This window comes from Trichlorobacter lovleyi (assembly GCF_015239775.1).
GTDB lineage: Bacteria > Desulfobacterota > Desulfuromonadia > Geobacterales > Pseudopelobacteraceae > Trichlorobacter > Trichlorobacter lovleyi_B.
In genome coordinates this window covers 3362893-3379640 of record NZ_CP058409.1, presented here as the reverse complement: position 1 = coordinate 3379640, position 16748 = coordinate 3362893, and the positions used below count along the sequence as shown (strand labels likewise).

Annotated in this window: 14 protein-coding genes; 8 read left to right on the top strand and 6 right to left on the bottom strand. The window is 57.0% G+C overall.

Annotated elements, in window-relative coordinates:
- The first annotated feature begins 1 nt into the window (after nt 1).
- Nucleotides 2–1207 carry a bifunctional phosphopantothenoylcysteine decarboxylase/phosphopantothenate--cysteine ligase CoaBC gene (gene coaBC / locus FY034_RS15675; protein WP_265552196.1) on the top strand — a complete coding sequence of 402 codons (1206 nt, stop codon included), beginning with the start codon at nt 2–4 and terminating at the stop codon, nt 1205–1207.
- Here the strand turns inward: coaBC and FY034_RS15670 are convergent.
- Nucleotides 1187–2125: a zinc dependent phospholipase C family protein gene (locus tag FY034_RS15670; protein WP_265552194.1), complete on the bottom strand. Its 939-nt coding sequence runs from the start codon at nt 2123–2125 to the stop codon at nt 1187–1189. The genes coaBC and FY034_RS15670 overlap by 21 nt on opposite strands.
- Before the next feature lie 50 nt (nt 2126–2175).
- Between FY034_RS15670 and FY034_RS15665 the strand changes: the two genes are divergently transcribed.
- On the top strand, nt 2176–2922 hold the full coding sequence (locus FY034_RS15665; protein WP_265552193.1) for a uracil-DNA glycosylase: 747 nt from the start codon (nt 2176–2178) through the stop codon (nt 2920–2922).
- A gap of 56 nt (nt 2923–2978) precedes the next feature.
- On the opposite strand, the gene FY034_RS15660 is transcribed toward FY034_RS15665, so the two are convergent.
- The gene (locus FY034_RS15660; protein WP_265552191.1) at nt 2979–3803 is read right to left on the bottom strand and encodes an NlpC/P60 family protein; all 825 of its coding nucleotides are present in this window, start codon (nt 3801–3803) and stop codon (nt 2979–2981) included.
- Nucleotides 3800–4552, bottom strand: coding sequence for a hypothetical protein (locus FY034_RS15655; RefSeq protein ID WP_322573226.1), 753 nt, complete (start codon nt 4550–4552; stop codon nt 3800–3802). The genes FY034_RS15660 and FY034_RS15655 overlap by 4 nt, the downstream gene beginning before the upstream one ends.
- A 281-nt stretch (nt 4553–4833) precedes the next feature.
- On the opposite strand from FY034_RS15655, the gene FY034_RS15650 reads away from it, so the two are divergent.
- The 3 genes from FY034_RS15650 to FY034_RS15640 are packed head-to-tail and all read left to right on the top strand — an operon-like array spanning nt 4834 to nt 7446.
- A complete protein-coding gene (locus tag FY034_RS15650) occupies nt 4834–5736 on the top strand; it encodes a CheR family methyltransferase (RefSeq protein WP_265552187.1) in 903 nt (300 codons plus the stop codon).
- 10 nt (nt 5737–5746) lie between these two features.
- Complete coding sequence (locus tag FY034_RS15645; RefSeq protein WP_322573225.1) at nt 5747–7039, top strand: methyl-accepting chemotaxis protein; 1293 nt, start codon at nt 5747–5749, stop codon at nt 7037–7039.
- Nucleotides 7036–7446, top strand: a complete 411-nt coding sequence (locus FY034_RS15640) for a chemotaxis protein CheW (protein ID WP_265552185.1) — start codon at nt 7036–7038, stop codon at nt 7444–7446. Before FY034_RS15645 ends, FY034_RS15640 begins: the two co-directional genes overlap by 4 nt.
- A gap of 83 nt (nt 7447–7529) precedes the next feature.
- Here FY034_RS15640 and FY034_RS15635 read toward each other — a convergent pair whose 3' ends face one another.
- Nucleotides 7530–8603 (bottom strand): threonine aldolase family protein, encoded by a 1074-nt coding sequence (locus tag FY034_RS15635; RefSeq protein ID WP_265552184.1) that lies wholly within the window; start codon nt 8601–8603, stop codon nt 7530–7532.
- Between the two features lie 249 nt (nt 8604–8852).
- On the opposite strand from FY034_RS15635, the gene FY034_RS15630 reads away from it, so the two are divergent.
- The gene (locus FY034_RS15630; RefSeq protein WP_265552182.1) at nt 8853–9653 is read left to right on the top strand and encodes a hypothetical protein; all 801 of its coding nucleotides are present in this window, start codon (nt 8853–8855) and stop codon (nt 9651–9653) included.
- A gap of 69 nt (nt 9654–9722) precedes the next feature.
- Here FY034_RS15630 and FY034_RS15625 read toward each other — a convergent pair whose 3' ends face one another.
- Complete coding sequence (locus tag FY034_RS15625) at nt 9723–10739, bottom strand: GPMC system family 4 glycosyltransferase (protein WP_265552180.1); 1017 nt, start codon at nt 10737–10739, stop codon at nt 9723–9725.
- 87 nt (nt 10740–10826) lie between these two features.
- On the opposite strand from FY034_RS15625, the gene FY034_RS15620 reads away from it, so the two are divergent.
- Nucleotides 10827–11588, top strand: a complete 762-nt coding sequence (locus tag FY034_RS15620; protein ID WP_265552178.1) for a GPMC system MBL fold metallohydrolase — start codon at nt 10827–10829, stop codon at nt 11586–11588.
- 123 nt (nt 11589–11711) lie between these two features.
- A complete protein-coding gene (locus FY034_RS15615; protein ID WP_265552176.1) occupies nt 11712–13553 on the top strand; it encodes a TIGR04442 family protein in 1842 nt (613 codons plus the stop codon).
- Between the two features lie 272 nt (nt 13554–13825).
- On the opposite strand, the gene FY034_RS15610 is transcribed toward FY034_RS15615, so the two are convergent.
- Nucleotides 13826–16723, bottom strand: a complete 2898-nt coding sequence (locus FY034_RS15610; protein WP_265552174.1) for an EAL domain-containing protein — start codon at nt 16721–16723, stop codon at nt 13826–13828.
- Nucleotides 16724–16748 lie beyond the last annotated feature (25 nt).

Sequence of the window (16748 nt, the reverse complement as noted above, 5' to 3'; positions counted from 1 at the left end):
CATGACAGAACTGACTGGCAAGACCGTAGTACTGGGGGTAACCGGCGGCATTGCAGTGTACAAGGCGGTGGAGCTGCTGCGGCTGCTGACCAAGGCCGGTGCTGAGGTGCATGTGATCATGACCAGGGCGGCAACAGAGTTTGTGACGCCACTCACCTTTCAGACCCTCTCAGGTAATCCGGTTTCAACAGAGCTGTTTAACCTGTATCAGGAACGGGAGATCGGTCATATCTCCCTGGCTGACCGTGCTGATCTGCTGCTGATCGCACCAGCCACAGCCAACCTGATCGGCAAGATAGCCCATGGCATTGCCGATGATCTGCTGGCCACAACCATCATGGCCACCAAGGCGCCGGTACTGTTGGCCCCGGCCATGAATGTGAATATGTATCAGAATCCGCTCTATCAGGAGAACGAAGCCCGTTTGCGGCGGCATGGCTATTATTTTGTTGATGCTGAAAGCGGCAGTCTGGCTTGCGGTTGGGAAGGGAGCGGGCGTCTGGCACAGCCGGAGCGGATCTTTGATGAGGCCTGTGCCCTGCTTACAGGTGATGACCTTGTCGGTGAAACTATTCTGATAACTGCCGGTCCAACCCGGGAAGAGTTGGACCCGGTACGCTATATCAGCAATCATTCCTCAGGCAAGATGGGCTATGCCCTGGCCCGGGCAGCCCGGCACCGTGGGGCGAAGGTGATTCTGGTCAGCGGACCGACCTGCCTGGAACCACCATCCGGTGTTGAGCTGGTGCAGGTTGAGTCAGCCCGCCAGATGCATGGGGCGGTTATGGCACGGGTGGCAGACTGCAGTGTGGTGATCAAGGCGGCAGCCGTGGCGGACTATCGCCCTGTGCTGCGCAGTGGCGAAAAGATGAAAAAGGCCGGTGAAACACTGACCCTGGAGCTGGAGAAAAATCCGGATATCCTGGCTGAGCTGGGACAGCTGGAACGCCGTCCGTTATTGGTGGGTTTTGCCGCAGAGACCACTGATCTGCAGGCCCATGCCGCAGCCAAACTGGCCGCCAAGAATCTCGATATGATTGTAGCCAATGATGTCAGTCAGGAAGGGGCCGGGTTCAATGTGGCCACCAATATTGCCAGACTGCTCTACCGGGATGGCAGGATCGAACCGCTTGAGCTGATGGCCAAGACCCGGCTGGCAGAACTGATTCTGGATCGGATACGGGAGCTACTGCAGAATAAAGGGTGAGCTTGACTCGTGGCAGGCCCCTTTCAGGATGGTCAGCAGTTCAGGGTGGTGGATTGAGCGCTTGAGGGTCGGCTTAATGAACTCAACCCGTTCCATCCCCTCTTCACGGGTAAAACGACCACTCTTGTACAGAAAGCGCAGATGGCGCCGCATCTCCTGCGCGACCTCCAGGGCCGCCTCGCCCGTTGGATCAGCCAACCAGCAGAATGACTCCTCACCATGGGTCAACAGGTCCATCACCACTTCCATGGTACATTTCAGATACTCTTGACGGTCTTCAGGGCTAAGGCTGTGCTGTGAGCGGGTTGAAAGCGCCTTGATCAACAGCTGCCAGCGCTCAAGCCGCGAGAGCAGCAGGATCGAGTTGAAGATCCGCTTGTTGTTGCCAAAGGAAAACAGGGTCGGTGCCATGACCCGGCGCAGCAGGGCGTCGTCATGGGGGCGGCCGGCGCGGCAGATCTCCTGGGCACGTTCCCAGATCTGCGGCTCGATAAAGGATTCAAAGCGCAGTTCCCAGTAGGTATGCCGCAGGGCAATCGTTGAGAAGGAACGGATGGTCTTGTACGGCACATAGTAGTTGTGGGCCACCACATCGGCTGCCAGATGGCAGAGGTAGCCATAGGCACAGGCCCGCTGCGGGTCGTCCTGGGCAGACTGCAGCAGCCGTGCCCCCACCCGCCAGCGATGGCAGTTCAGCAGGTAGTGGGTATGTTTCTTACCCACAATGATATCGGCTGCCAGACAACCGTAGAGGAAGTCGTTGGCGTAGTTTCCCAGCAGGGTGGCAAGCTGCGGCGGTAACTGTTGCAGTCTGGCCAGTACATCAAGGCCGATCAGCAGATGGGTGCCGCCCCCCCAGGCAAGACCGGTGGCAGGGCAGAGCAGGATCAAGAGTGATGTCAAGAGTAGTACAGGCATGGTTTCAGCATACTGCAGGATGAGCCAAAAGCAAAGATGAGGTTTGCGCCATGAACAGACTGCACCCCCAGAGCATGTACGCCTCGGTGCGAGAATATCTGCAGGGACTGGAAGAAAGTGGTATTGACGGGCTGCCGCTTGAGGAATTGCAGCAGACCGGCGGCAGGCCGTGGGAGCCTGAACAGCCGCAGGAACCGCTGCAGCCTGCCGCGCCCCGGAGCCTGGATGGACTGCGCCAGATGATTGGAGACTGCCAGCGCTGCGATCTTGCCCAGTCCCGCACCAATCTGGTGTTTGGTGCAGGCCATGAAAGGGCCCGTCTGGTGTTTGTGGGAGAGGCTCCCGGTGCAGATGAGGATCGGCAGGGGCAACCGTTCGTGGGTGAGGCCGGTCAGGTTCTGACCCGCCTGATTGAGGCGATGGGGCTAAAACGCCCCCAGGTCTACATCTGTAATGTGTTGAAGTGCCGTCCGCCTGCCAACCGCAACCCCCATAAGGACGAGATCAATACCTGTTCACCGTTTCTGGTGCAGCAGCTGCAGATCATCAAGCCGGAGGTGATTGTGGCCCTGGGCACCTTTGCCACCCAGACCCTGTTGGAGAGCAAGGAACCGATCTCCCGGATGCGGGGGCAGTTTCATAACTGGCACGGCATCCCGGTGATGCCGACCTTTCACCCCTCTTTTCTGCTGCGTAACAAGGAAAACAAACAGCATTACTGGGATGTCTGGAGTGATATGGAGCAGGTGCTGCGCAGGCTGAAGCTGCCGATCCCTGAAAAGAAAAAACGCGCCTAGCTGCGGGTTCAATGCAAGGTCGTTGGCCTGTCTTCCCCGCCAGCTGCCGGTTTCTGTCAGATCCACCTCCGCACCACAAAATATGCTGATTTAGCGCCACCGGCAGGCCAGCTATTGGCCGGCCTGCGCTGTTTCAGCAGCTGTTCCAACCGCTTTTCCAGCGCTATTGTCACAACGCCGTCCCGAGCCCCGCCGCAGTTCAAGATGCTCTCCACCACTGTTTTTTGATCCAGCACAATGACAACATGCCCCTTCCAGACGATCAGGTCGAGGGGGCGTAGCAACTGCAGCAGCGCATGGCTGTCCTTGCCTTCGATGGCAACCGGGCTGCCGAATGCCACCAGTTGCTCCGTATTGCGGGGCGTATAGCCGTCAGTTGCTTCATATAGCAGGCCGGAGCAGTCCAGCCCGGCAAAACGCAACTGGCCGGCCACGGTCACGCCGCTGCGCAAATTCCCCCCCCAGACATAGGGCAGACCCACGGCGCTCCGCAGCTGCTGAATGATCTTGGATGGTTCAGGCCGCTGCGGTGTGCGTCCGGGCGGTGCAGCCGGTTGTGGTGTCAGCAGGTCTGCAGCGACATACAGGCGGGTGCCGGGTGGGGCCTGATAGTCGTTGGTGCGCACCTGCAGTACCGCAGGACTGCCGGGCGGAACAGCCACAACCTCGAATGCCGTGCCGGGCAGGGCGATAAACTCAAGCTGTCGCACTTGACCGCAGCGATCTTTTCGCTGTGGTGCCTGGGGTGCGGCTGATTGAGGGGTGTTAAACACCGGTACCGGTTTGTCGGCAATGGCAAAGCCGGGCAGTTCTGCAGCCATGGCCGATAGCAACGTAATGGTGTGACAGAACAGTATCAGGGGTATGCTCCGTAGGGTCATGGCCGTTTTTTACCTCCGAGTGCTTCGGCAATCAGTTGCCGTTGTTGTGGTGTCAGCCGCGGCGAAAGTGCAAGGTTTTTCACCACGGAGCGGGGGAGCCGGGGCAGCAGCAGGGTAAACCAGATGGCCGGTGTGCGCGGGTTTTTCAGGATGGCCTGCTGCAGTTCCGGCCGGTGCTGCCAGCGGCTGTGGCGGGCGATCTGGGAGATGGTCTCGGCACTGGCGACGGCAGAGGCAAGAAACTGATGGACAGCTCCCTCCTTCAGGTGGGGGTTGTCCAGGCAGGCCGCTACCAGTTGGGGCTGCCCTTCTTTCAGCAGTGCCTCAACAATAGCTGCAGTGCCTCTGCGGGCCAGGGTGAGTTTGTTTCCCAGCGGCTGTGCCGGGATGCGCTGGATAATCACCCGTTCAGCTGCCACCTTCTGGTCCTGCGGGACGCCCGGCAGGCAGCAGAGTTTAAGCAGGTCAAACAGGTAGAGCCTGGGCAGCAGGGCGCTGACAATAGGGGCTGGCGCATCGGCATGCTGCGCCAGTGCCAAAAGTACCTGATAGTTCCCGGCCGGGGGCTCATGCTGCTGGTGCAGCAGGGTAAACAGGTCAGGGTGCAGACCGGTGTGGCGCAGCAGTGCCAGCAGGTGTCCTTCGTCCAGGGCCGGGTTGCGCAAGGCTGCCCGCAGGATGTCCGGTGAGGGACGTTCCATCAGGCTGAACAGCTCTTCCTTGCTTCCGCTCAGCGCTCGGTGCAACAAATGTAGCTCATCATGAGCTGTATCGGTATGTTGGAGGCTCATGTCCATTTAGCCTGGATGCGGCAGTTGGTGTTACCCCGGCTTCGCTCCGGCGCCCGAAATCTGTAGCTCTAAGGCTTATTTCGCTACAGCCGATAAACTCACCCTGCGGGTTCAGACAGTATCGGCTGTTTTACGCTTCATTTCGCCAAGAGCTACGACGATTTATGGGCGAGTCGCTTGCTCGGAGCAATGCCAACTGCCGTTTTTAGGTTCAGTCCGGTTGCGAGTGAGGATGCTGCATGGTACAACCTGCTGGTGAACACTACACCAATTTAATTGTCTGCGCCATGAATGGAGTGCCGGTGGAGCTGTTTGGAGAACGAGATCCCCTGCCGGATTTGGACCGAGAACAGCTTGCGGCAATCTTTGCCCTGTTGGTCCAGCAGAACGGTCTGCCGGTACTTGATGCCTATAAGGAGTCCTGCATCAAAAGGCGGGTTGCCTCGCGGATCAGGCGCAGCGGTTGCCGGGATGTTGACCGGTATCTGCAGCTGCTCGGTGCTGATGCAGCAGAGCGGGAGCGGCTGACCGCCTTCCTGATGATTCATGTCAGCCAGTTTTTTCGGAATCCAAGCCTGTTCAAGACACTGCAAACGGTTGTTCTGCCGGCACTGGTACGGCGCGCCGCAGGCCAGCCGCAGCGTTATTGGAGTATCGGCTGTGCTGCCGGTGAGGAACCGTATTCACTGGCCATACTGCTTGCCGAGCTGTTTGGTGAACAGGCCGCGCATACGCTGTTCGAAATTATGGCGACTGATATAGACGGCAATTCGCTGGCCCGGGCCCGGAATGCACTCTATGCAGAGTCGGCCCTGCGCGAAGTCTCTTGCGACCGCCGGGCAAGATTCTTTACAGAGACAGCAGACGGTTTGCTGCTCTGCCCGGAAGTGAGTTCGATGGTCAGGTTCAGGCAGATGGATCTGCACCAGGTTGCCTGTTACCCTCAGGCAGAGCTCGTGCTGTGTCGCAATACCCTGATATATTTCAATCGACCGGCCCAGGAAAAAATTCTGCACGCCATTGCGGATATTTTGCCGCAGGATGGTATACTGGTGCTCGGCAAATCCGAGAGTATGCCGACAATCCTGCGGGGCAGGTTTGCCACCTTGGACCCGGTTGAACGAATTTACTCTCGCAGATGAGGAGCTAGCTATGCAGATGCGGGTACCGCTCGGGTATAAATTCATCCTCGGCTTTGTTGCCGTTGTGGCGGTGGTGGCCTTTGCTCCGCCAGTGGTGGCGGCACTGGGTTATTCTCCCGGGGTTACCCAGTTTTTGACCCTTGTGGTCGCCCTGACCGTGGGTCTGATCATGGGATGGCTCTTTTCAAGAAAATTTGCCCGCAATATAGGTATGTTAACTGAGTCTGCCCATGAGGTCAGCCAGGGCGATCTCTCCTGTGATATTCAACTGCCTCCCACCAGTACCCCGGATGAAACCCATGAGTTGACCGACGCCATTAACCAGATGATCCAGAACCTGCGGGATCTGGTCGGGCATATCCGGAGCAGTTCCGCCAAGCTGGCCGGGGCTTCCAAGGAGATTAACGGCACCGCTGTGGAGATCAGTGCCTCTACCGAAGAGGTGGCGCGGGCCATTGAGCAGATCTCCCATGGTGCCGAGACCCAGGCCGGACTGGTGGAGCGTAGCTCCCGCATTATAAAGGAGACCGCGATCTCGATCGAGCTGGTGGCCTCACGGGCCCGGGAAAGCTCCCGCTGTGCCCGTGAAACCAGTCAGACTGCCAGGCGTGGCGCTGATCTGGCCGGTGATGCCCTGCTGCTGATGAAAGACTTTTTTGTGCGGACCGAAGAACTCAGCACCCGTTTTGACCAGCTGAACAGTCGTCTGCAGCGGGTGGGTAAGGTTGCTGATTTTATTGGTGAAGTGGCCCGCCAGACCAATCTGTTAGCCCTGAATGCCTCGATTGAGGCGGTGCGGGCCGGTGAATATGGCAAAGGCTTTGCCGTGGTGGCTGATGAGGTCCGTAAGCTGGCCGACAGCACCTCCCATTCTGTGGGAGAGATCACCGACCTGATCGCGACCTTGCGTGATGAGAGCCAGCGGGTGCATGAGAGTCTGCTGGAGAGCTCCCGCATGATCCATGACGGCAAGAAGAATGTTGATATCACGGCCAACGCCTTTGGCGAGATTATTACCAGTGTTCAGGAAACCGAGCGGCGGGCCAACAGTATTGCCGATCTGTCGCAGATGCAGATGGAGGGGGCAGGCAAGATGGTGCAGGCCGTTGATGAGATTGCCAGGGTTGCGGATGACAATGCCGCTGCCACCGAAGAGGTCTCGGCTGCGACAGAGGAACAGCTGGCTGCCATGCAGGATATGGCCCTGGCAACCAGAGAACTGACCCAGCTGGCCGATGAACTGGAACGGCTTGTGCGCCGGTTTACCCTGGAGGAGGCCATAGAGCTGGTGGAAACAGTATGAATGAGGTCCGGCGTTTCCTGCTGCTGCAGGCAGGCTGCCAGAACTATGCCTTGCCCCTTGAACAGGTATCCGAGGTAAGTGAGTTGCGGCCTCTGTCTCCGGTGCCACGTGCCCCGGTCTGGTGTCTGGGGGCTGTCCGGTCTGCCGGCGTGGTTGCGGCGGTGGTGGATCTTGCCTGGTATATCGGCGCAGAGCCGGAACAGGCGCCGGAAAAGCTGGTGGTGCTGGACCTGCGGCTGGGCGGGCTGGCATTGCAGGTGGGGCAGGTCTCCAGCGTGGCATTGGAGGCTCCGGTCAGGCTTGAGCAGGACAACCAGGGTGTCTGGCTGATGACGCCTGACAGCAAGGCGGAGCTGCTGGATGCTATGGAGTTGGTGCAGGAGATCTCGGCTGCCATGGCCCGTTAAGAAGCACCGGGCTGAGCGGATAACGCTCTAGAACAGCCCTGTGCGACGTGCTGTTTTGTAGGCCCCGCAGCATTTTCTGTTTCTCACCCCCAGGATAGAAAATGCTCCTGAAACTCTGTGTTTTCTGCTGCCAACTTTTGAATATCCCCCACCAACGCTTCAATATCGCTTTCCTCCGTTGCCCATGAACACATCAGCCGGGCGCCGCCGGCACCGATAAAGCTGTAGAAATGCCAGCCCAGCCGGTGCAGTGAGTCAACCAGGGCTTGCGGCATGCTGACAAAGACGGCATTGGCCTCTACCGGAAACATGATCTCCAGCTGTGGTACTGCACGGAGCCGTTTTGCCAGGGATTGGGCGCAGTGGTTGGCATGGCTTGCCCGTTTAAGCCATGCATCATTCTGTAGCATGCCGTTCCAAGGGGCTGCCAGAAAGCGCATCTTTGAAGCCAGCTGTCCAGCCTGTTTGCAACGGTAATCAAACTCCTCGGCCAGCTCCTTTTTGAAAAAAACAACCGCCTCCCCCACGGCCATGCCGTTTTTTGCGCCCCCCAGACAGAGCACATCCACTCCTGCCCGCCAGGTGATGTCACCGGGATGACAGCCCAGCGAGGCAGCTGCATTGGCAAAACGGGCTCCGTCCATCTGCAGGCGCAGTCCGTAACGCCTGGCCAGCTCACCTGTCGCGGCCACCTCTGCAGGGCTATAGAGGGTGCCCAGTTCCGTGGCCTGCGTCAGGGATACTACCCGTGGTTTGGGGTAGTGGATGTCAGTGCGCCGTGTGATCAGCTGCTCGACAGCTGCCAGGTCAAGCTTGCCGTTTGCACCGGTTGCAGGCAGAATCTTGGTGCCGTTGGAGAAAAATTCGGGTGCCCCACATTCGTCAGTCTCAATGTGGGCCAACTCATGGCAGATCACACTGTGGTAGGACTGGCAGAGTGAAGCCAGGGCCAGTGAATTGGCAGCTGTACCGTTAAAGACGAAAAAAACCTGGCAGTCGGTCTCAAAGGTGTCCCGAATCAGGCTGCAGGCCTTTGCAGTCCAGGGGTCGTCGCCATAGGAACTGACAAAGCCGGCATTGGCCTCTGCCATGGCCTGCCAAGCCTCCGGGCAGATACCGGCGTAGTTGTCGCTGGCAAATGCAAGATAGTTGGGCACGATCTACCTCCTTGATGCTGCACAATAGGGCATGTGATGCTGAATAAATAGTCATATTGTGTGGGTGTGGTGCGATTAAGTGCATCAGGCTCTAGTTGCTCTTGTTTGTAACCTGTTGTAATCAAATGCTAAACAACTGCAACCAAATTTGTACTCGTTGTTGGCACGCTTACTGTTACAGCAATGTTAACAACGGCGCATTTGACCAGCTTTATGCAGGTGCCACTCATCCCATAGGAGGAATAATTTATGAAATCAGTTCGCAGCATGATCCTGGCAGCAGCCCTGACCCTGTCTTTTGCCTCAGCAGCATTGGCTACACCTACGGGCCAAATCTGGATCCCATCTCCAGATGCCAAAGGATTTAAAGACGCTACCGTAAACCTGACCTATACTGGCCGTTTTTCTCAAAAATCAGCTGCAGATGCTGGTGCCAGCAGCTATGATGTCGGTGCCGTTGTGGGTGTGTTGCCGTTTGAAAACCTGAAGCTTGAGATCGGTGTTGATTATCTGACAAGCAACCTTCAGCAAGATGCCTGGTTTGACAATCACCCGATCTATTTTAACGCAAAACTTGCTACCCCTGAAGATGCCTTTGGTATTAAAGGCATGCCTGCTTTTGCAGTTGGTATCTATAATATGGGTACTTATGATAAACCTGAGGTTAACGGTTCAACCCGTCAAAATATTGCCTATGGCTTGGTGGGCAAAACCTTCCCCGTAATTGGTCGACTTTCTGCTGGTGGCTATATCGGTTCAGAGCGCGCTTTGGCAACACAAGAGAATCCTAAGAATAATAACACCGGGGTGATGGCATCATGGGATCGCAGCATGACCGAGATCTCTGACAAGCTCTGGCTGGCTGTGGATTACATGAGCGGTAACAACGCAAATGGTGCACTTTCCGTTGGTGGCTCTTGGACCTTCACGAAGAATGTTACACTGGCATTGGGTGTCATTACCTTTAATCCTTTTTACAAAACAAGCAATGGCGAGGCAATTCCTGGTGGCAAGCCGGCCTTCACCACTCAGCTGTATGTGAACTTCTAGAAACAGCACCTTCATCGCTGCATGAAAAAACGGGGGGCGTTATGCCCCCCGTTTTTGTTGTGCTTCATCTCAGGTATGGGCAGACAGCAGTGACCGGTACAGCTGGAGCAGTAATCCGGCTTCCTGCTGCGGAGAATACTGTGTCAGGACATGCTGTTGTGCTTGGTGCGCAACGCTATCCCGCAGTGCGGGATCGTCCATCAGCTGCCTGGTCTGGTTGCGCAGGTCGCTGCCGTCCCGGTAGAGCCAGCCGGTCCTGCCATGTTGGATCAGTGAGCGGTTGCCCGGTACATCACGGGCCAGTACCGGTTTTGCCATTGCCATGGCTTCCAGCAGGGCGTTAGCCATCCCCCCTTCAAACTGCGAGCTGTTCAGCATCAGGTCCGCAGCGGCATAGAGCGTTCCCATCTCCTGATGGGGGATCTCGCCTAACAGCGTTACCCATGGCTGCTCAGCGGCTTGCCGCTCGATTACGTCAGCATATGTGTTGTCAAGGCTCCCTCCGGCAATCCAGAGCCGCAACTCGGGCCGCTCTGCTGCAAGCGGAGCCAGGTGGGTAATGGCGTAGTCAACCCCTTTAACCGGGCGCAGTGCTGCAGGCAGCAGGATACGAAAACTGTCAGCAGGCCGCTCCGCTGTGTCAGGAATCTCGAACGTTTCGACCCCCTGGGGGATCACCACCAGCTTGTCGGCAATCCGGGGGAAGGTCTGGGTTGCCAGTTCTGCCACCAAGTGGTCAAAGCAGGTAAGGGTGGTCGCATCGTTGAGGGCCAACAGGGTTTCGGGGTGGTCACGCAGGGCCGGGTCAAACAGATCGCTGCCGGTCAGGGTGATCAGATAGGGAACGCCAAGGGTCTGCGCCATACTGCGGGTTACTGGTCCGGCATGAAAGGCATGGAAACCATGCAGCAGGTCTGGTGGTGATACAAGCAGCTGCTGCAGGCAGCGGGACCGATCCGGGCTGTCAAGGGGAACCAAGTCGATCTGGTTGCCGCTAAGCTGCAGATGCCGTGCTATCCGCTGCACGCTGGTAATATTTCCCCGGGTAGGGCCCTGGGTAAAGGGGCAGAAAAGTGCAATACGCATGGTGGCATTATGGCGGCTGGCCGGGGCTGATGCAAGGGGGAAAACCGCCTTGCCTGCGTCAAGGCCATCTGGTATTCTGCCTGCCTTATGAAGATCATTGTCCTTGGCAGTGGAACCTCGACCGGAGTTCCCATGGTTGGCTGCAGTTGTCCGGTCTGCAGTTCTTCCGACCCGCGCGACCGCCGCAGCAGGGCGTCACTGCTGATCTGCCATGCCGGAAAGAACATTCTGGTGGACAGTTCAACTGATCTGCGCAGCCAGATGCTGCGTGAGGTGGTGCCGCAGATTGATGCAGTGCTGTTTACCCATGCCCATGCCGATCATGTGAATGGTATCGATGATCTGCGTGGTTTTTATTTTCTGCACCGTCAGGTGATCCCCTGCTATGCCTGCCCGGCCACCATGGAGCGCCTGTTAAGCGGATTCGGTTATGTCTTCCATCAACAGGAGGGCGCCACGCATCCCCCCCTTCTGGAGCCCAGGGTACCCGGTGGTCCCTTTGAGCTGTTCGGGCTGCAGGTGATTCCGGTTCCGCTGGAGCATGGTGTCGACGGTTCCTGTGGCTACCGGATCGGTTCTTTTGCCTACCTGACGGATTGCAGTGCAATTCCACCGGCATCACTTGCATTGTTGCAGGGAGTTGCTACAGTAGTGGTTGACGGTCTGCGCTGGTCGCCCCATCCATTTCACTTCAATATTGAAGGGGCAATTGCTGCACTCAGAGAATTGGGGGTGCAGCGCATGATCCTGACCCACCTGACCCATGAGGTGAGTCATGCAGATGAGCGCCGTCTGCCGAACGGCGTTGAATTCGCGTATGACGGCATGAGTTTCGAGCTAGAGCACTGAGTCAATGTCAGGATACCGGTTTGGGGGCGTTGCCGGCTGCTTTCCGATCTGCTTTGCAGCCGACCGGGGGACAACGTCCGGCCGGCTTGCCAGTTTCCTTGATCTGAAGCGGGGGAGTTCAGCATGCAGAAAGATATACGCCTCCATGGCCAGCTTGCTAACGGGATCGAGTATTTTGTGTTGGTGGTGGGCACTGAGGCCTACCAGCGCTATTTTTTTAATATTGTGCAGGAGGCCGATGAACTGCGGATCTTTTCGCCCGGCAACGAGTTTGTCCTGGGCCAGAAAGGGATCCGCTTTGAGGGGAATGGTGGTCATTTCTGCGAATATATGTTCGGGGTTGAACAGCCCACGTCTGATCTGACCAAGACCGAGATCATCAATCGTCTGGTTATGAACGGTGCCTGTCTTGAGGAGGAGGGGGGAACCCTTCACTTCAGCGAACAGACCAGTGGACATGAATCCTACGACACCATATTTTTTGAAGGAAATGCGGTCTGTAACTACTTTTTCTGCGTTCACTCGCCCAGGCTTTCCCGCAAGCTGGGAGAACAGCAGCAGGAATTGGTCCGTCTGCTGGGCAAGACCCTGAAGCGCACCCCGGTAGTGGGTGAAGAACGCGATGACCTGCTGGTTGACGAGTTGTTCCCGCTGCTGCAGGATGAAGGTGCCCAGCTGTTTATTATCAAGCTGATCAACACCCGCCACAAGGCCTATCGTGACCTGTTCCGTTCGCTTTATTTCCGCTCAAAGAAGATTGCCGATGATGATTTTGCCCGCTTGATGGGCCTGGCCAGCGGCTACCAGATTGACCGTTACCAGCAGGAGCGGATGCGGATTGATGTGATGTACCGTCACCCGTTAAACCGCAGGATTGTTGATGAATACCGCAGTATCCTGATCGGCTGTACTGCCAGAGGCGAGATCAGCACACTGGAAAATGCCCGCTTGAACCGCCTGAAGGCGCTTTCAGTACGCAACAAGATCCCCGGTGCCCTCTTTTTCACCCTTGACGAGCTGCTGAAGAAGGGGCGCAACCTGAAGGAGGCCCGTGAGGAGGCCGACTACATTGCCCAGACCCGCCAGATTCTGGAGGGGTTCTTTCTGCATCAGCAAGAGATTGACAGCTCCATTGACCGGGATGATATGCTGACCCTGATCAAGGCGAAAAAATGGGCAATTGCTGCCCGTGATCATCATTTTGATCAGCTGATGCTGGATTTCAGCCGTACCTGTGACGAAAAAATCAGGGATGGTGCCGACCCTGCCTTGCTTGAAGGCTTTTCCTATGTAATTACCTACCTTGACCGGCTGGATAGTACCCTGTCATTGATCGGGCAACTGGCTTTCATGGAGAACGTGCGCATAACCGAGGAGATGCTGCAGGGCCTGCTGGAACATCGTGCCGCCTTTGAAAATCTGGAGCCCGGCTGTTTTGAAGAGCTGTTTGTGAAGGAGCTGTTTGAAAACCCCTATCTGGGGCGTTTCGGACGGATGAAGATGACGGCCCTGATGGAGGGCCTGCCCCTGGTGCAGGATGACCAGCAGACGCTTGAGACGTTGCACAGCCGCCTGATTGCCGTTGATCAGGAGGAACGGCTCTATCTGATGGTGCTTGAGCTGGTGCGGCACAGGGTGCGCAACTTCTATTCAAGCTATGGCACCAAGGCGGAACAGGATGTACTGCGCCGTGAAGTGCTGGAAGAGTTAAAGGCCCGCAAAAAGCTGGCCGTAGACCTGCCTGACCATGTTTTCCAGGAAACGGTTACCACGATCCAGAAGGAGGCGGTCTACCTGCAGTCCCTGCTGCCAACCATCATTGCTGAGAAAAATGCGGTCCTGAGGGAGGATTTTCTGGCCAATGCCGGGTTGGACCGTTTTTATGTCGAGGAACTGGAGCGGGAGTACTATGAACAGAATGGGTTGGATCTGGAGGAGATGTATCAGATCCGCCAGGGGTTGTGATTCCAATTTCCTATCAAGGTGCTATCTGCGTTGGCTTCGTCGGTTGCTCCTCGACGTATTGTCATCTACGCCTGCGTCGCAACTTTCTTGCCGCCTTGATTTCATCCTTGCTATAAAATTGGAATGAAAGCTAAGTAGTTTTTATAAATAATTTCAAAATGGTACCTGCCTCAGTAGTACGCCTCCGCGCCAGACTTTGCTCGCTACAGCCAGAACAAAAAAAACCTCATTCCTGGTTTTGTATTTTTGCTTTGATGCTTAACCTTGTAGTTTTACCCTCCCAGCAGCCCATGGGCCTTGCCGTCCGATTCCCCCAGCCTTTTAAGAAACGTGCTGAACTCCTCAGCGGTCACCGGCCGCGACAGGTAGTAGCCCTGCATGGTGTCGCAGTGACGCTGGTGCATGAACTCCATCTGCTCACTATGCTCGATCCCCTCGGCAACAACCGTCAGCTTCATACTGTGGGCCAGGGCGATGATTGCCTCGGCAATGGTGGCGTCGTTGTGGTCACGGGTGACATGCTTGACAAAGGAACGATCGATCTTGAGCCGGTCGATCGGGAAGTGCTTGAGATGTGACAGGGATGAGTAGCCGGTGCCGAAGTCGTCGATGGAGAGGGTAATCCCCATTTTTTTTAGCTGCCGCAGGGTCAGGATCGCTTCTTCCGGGTTTTCCATTACCGCACTTTCAGTCAGTTCAAGCTCCAGCAGTGCCGGGTCAAGGCCGGTCTCCATCAGGATCTTTTCGATCCGCAAGCCAAGGTTGCGCTGGCGAAACTGACGGGCAGAAACGTTTACCGCCATCCTCAGCGGGGCTTGCCCCTCCTGCTGCCAGCGTACTGCCTGCCGGCAGGCCTCGGCCAGTACCCATTCCCCCAGCGGCACAATCAGGCCGGTCTCTTCTGCAATCGGAATGAAATTGTTTGGCGGCACGATCCCCAGGTCAGGATGCCGCCATCGCAGTAGTGCCTCGATCCCGGCAATATGTCCGGTGTTCAGCTCCATCTGGGGCTGATAGACCAGGAAGAACTCTTCCCGCTCCAGTGCTCGGCGCATGGTGCTCTCGAGCAGGAGCCGCTCTGTCGCCCGCATGTTCAGCTCCGGTGAGAAGAAGTGGCAGGTGTTGCGGCCGGCCTCCTTGGCCTGGTACATGGCCATGTCGGCATTTTTCAACAGCTCCTCGGCATCACGACCATCACGGGGGAAGAGTGAGATGCCGATACTGGAAGAGGTGTAGACCTCATGATCGTCAATCTGGTACGGCTCACACAGCTGCTCCAGGATCTTCATGACCACGCTGCCCACGGCATGGTCGTTATCAAGGGCAGAGATCAGCACGACGAATTCATCACCCCCCAGGCGGGCTACGGTATCCGACGAACGAACGCAGTCAAGCAGGCGATTGCCGACCAGGCGCAGTAGCTGATCACCCACGGCATGTCCCAGTGAATCGTTAATTGCCTTGAAACGGTCCAGGTCAAGAAACAGGATCGCCACACCCTGGCTGTCCCGTTCAGCCCGGTTGATTGCCAGCTGCAGACGATCATACAGCAGCGTCCGGTTCGGCAGGCCGGTGACCGGGTCATGGTAGGCCAACTGCTCAATGGTGCTTTCGGCTGTTTTACGATCAGTAATATCCCGCCCCATACCGATAATCGCCTCTGCCTGACCGGCCTGGTTGAAGATGCAGCGCAACGCCCAGCCGATCCAGCGCTTGCCCTCCCGTGTCGGAGAGAGATATTCGCGGTAATAGCTGGTATCACTGCAGATCATCTGCTCAATCCCGGCGGCTGTGGCAAGCTGCTCAGGCGACATGATGACCGGTAGGAGCGCTTTGCCGAGCAGCTTTTCCTCGGTCTGGCCGAAAAGCTTGCAGAATGAGGGGCTGACAAAGAGCAGGTTACCTGCCATATCGGTCTTGATGACCAGGTCGGCCTGGTTTTCAACCAGCATCCGGTAGCGTTCTTCGCTTTCCTTCAGGCTGTTCTCCACCTGTTTGCGCCTGCTGATGTCGACAAAACTTTCCAGAAGATGCTCCCGCCCATCCAGTACAACACGACTGACGGTCTTGATCACCGGCAGGCGGCTGCCATCAGCCCGGATCAGATCACGCTCTTCATTGTCCAACTCCTGCTTCAGGTCGGTGATGGGACAGCGCCCTTCCTCGTTGGGGCAGATGAAGCGATGGCATGAGGTGCCGATCATCTCTTCGCGTGTTCTGCCGAGGCTGCTGGCAGCAAGCTCGTTGACATCAACAATCCGGTGGTTTTCAGGATCAATCACCAGAATGCCGGTATGGACCGAATCAACAATGGTCTTAAGACGTGCCTCCGTCTCTTTCAGGACCCGTTCCGCCTGGCGGCGTTCCAGCTCCGAGGCTGCCCGTACGGCAAATACCTGCAGCATGGATGCGGCCAGGTGGGTCTCTCTGATCGGACGCCGGCTGAAGACCGCCATCGGTCCCAGGGTTATCCTGCGGGAGCTGACGAGCGGGATGCCGATATAGCTCTCAACACCCATTTCCAGGGCAAGATGGTCAAGCGGGAATAACTCCGGGATCCCTTTGGGGTAGATCCGCAGACCGTTGGTCAGCACCTGTTCGCAGGGGGTCTCCGCAAGTGGGAACCGGAAGTTGGCATGTATGGCGCCATCGGCAGCAACCGCCACGGTCTGGATGAGGGTGCGCTCGCTATCGGCAAACTCGCCGATAAAGGCAAAATCGGCATCCAAAGCCTTTGCCAGATGCAGGGCCAGGAACTGGAAGAATTTTTCACCGGTGGCCTCGGAGATCCCTTCCACCAGCTGACGCAGGCCGTCTTCAACCAGATGCAGTTTGGAAAGATCGTTGATGGTAACCAGCAGCAGATTGTCGTTGTCGGGGCGCAGGCGTTTAATGCTGATCAGGACAAAGGAATGGCTGTTGGTGGTGGTAATCAGGCTTTTTTCTGCTTGGTGGGAAGGCAGGCCCTGTGAGTGGTAACACTCAAGTTCTTCCATGATCCAATGCGGAGCCAGGGTTATTTCCGGCTGGGGGGTAATGCCTTCAAGGGCTTCAAGCAGGCAGACGGCGGGGGCGTTGGCGTGCAGGATGATACCATTTTGCCTAAGGAGCAGGATTGGTGTCGGTAACGCCTCAACTATCTGTGTATAGCAGTCAGATGCCTGTTCCATAGGGAGCCTCCTGATGGCGCAGGGG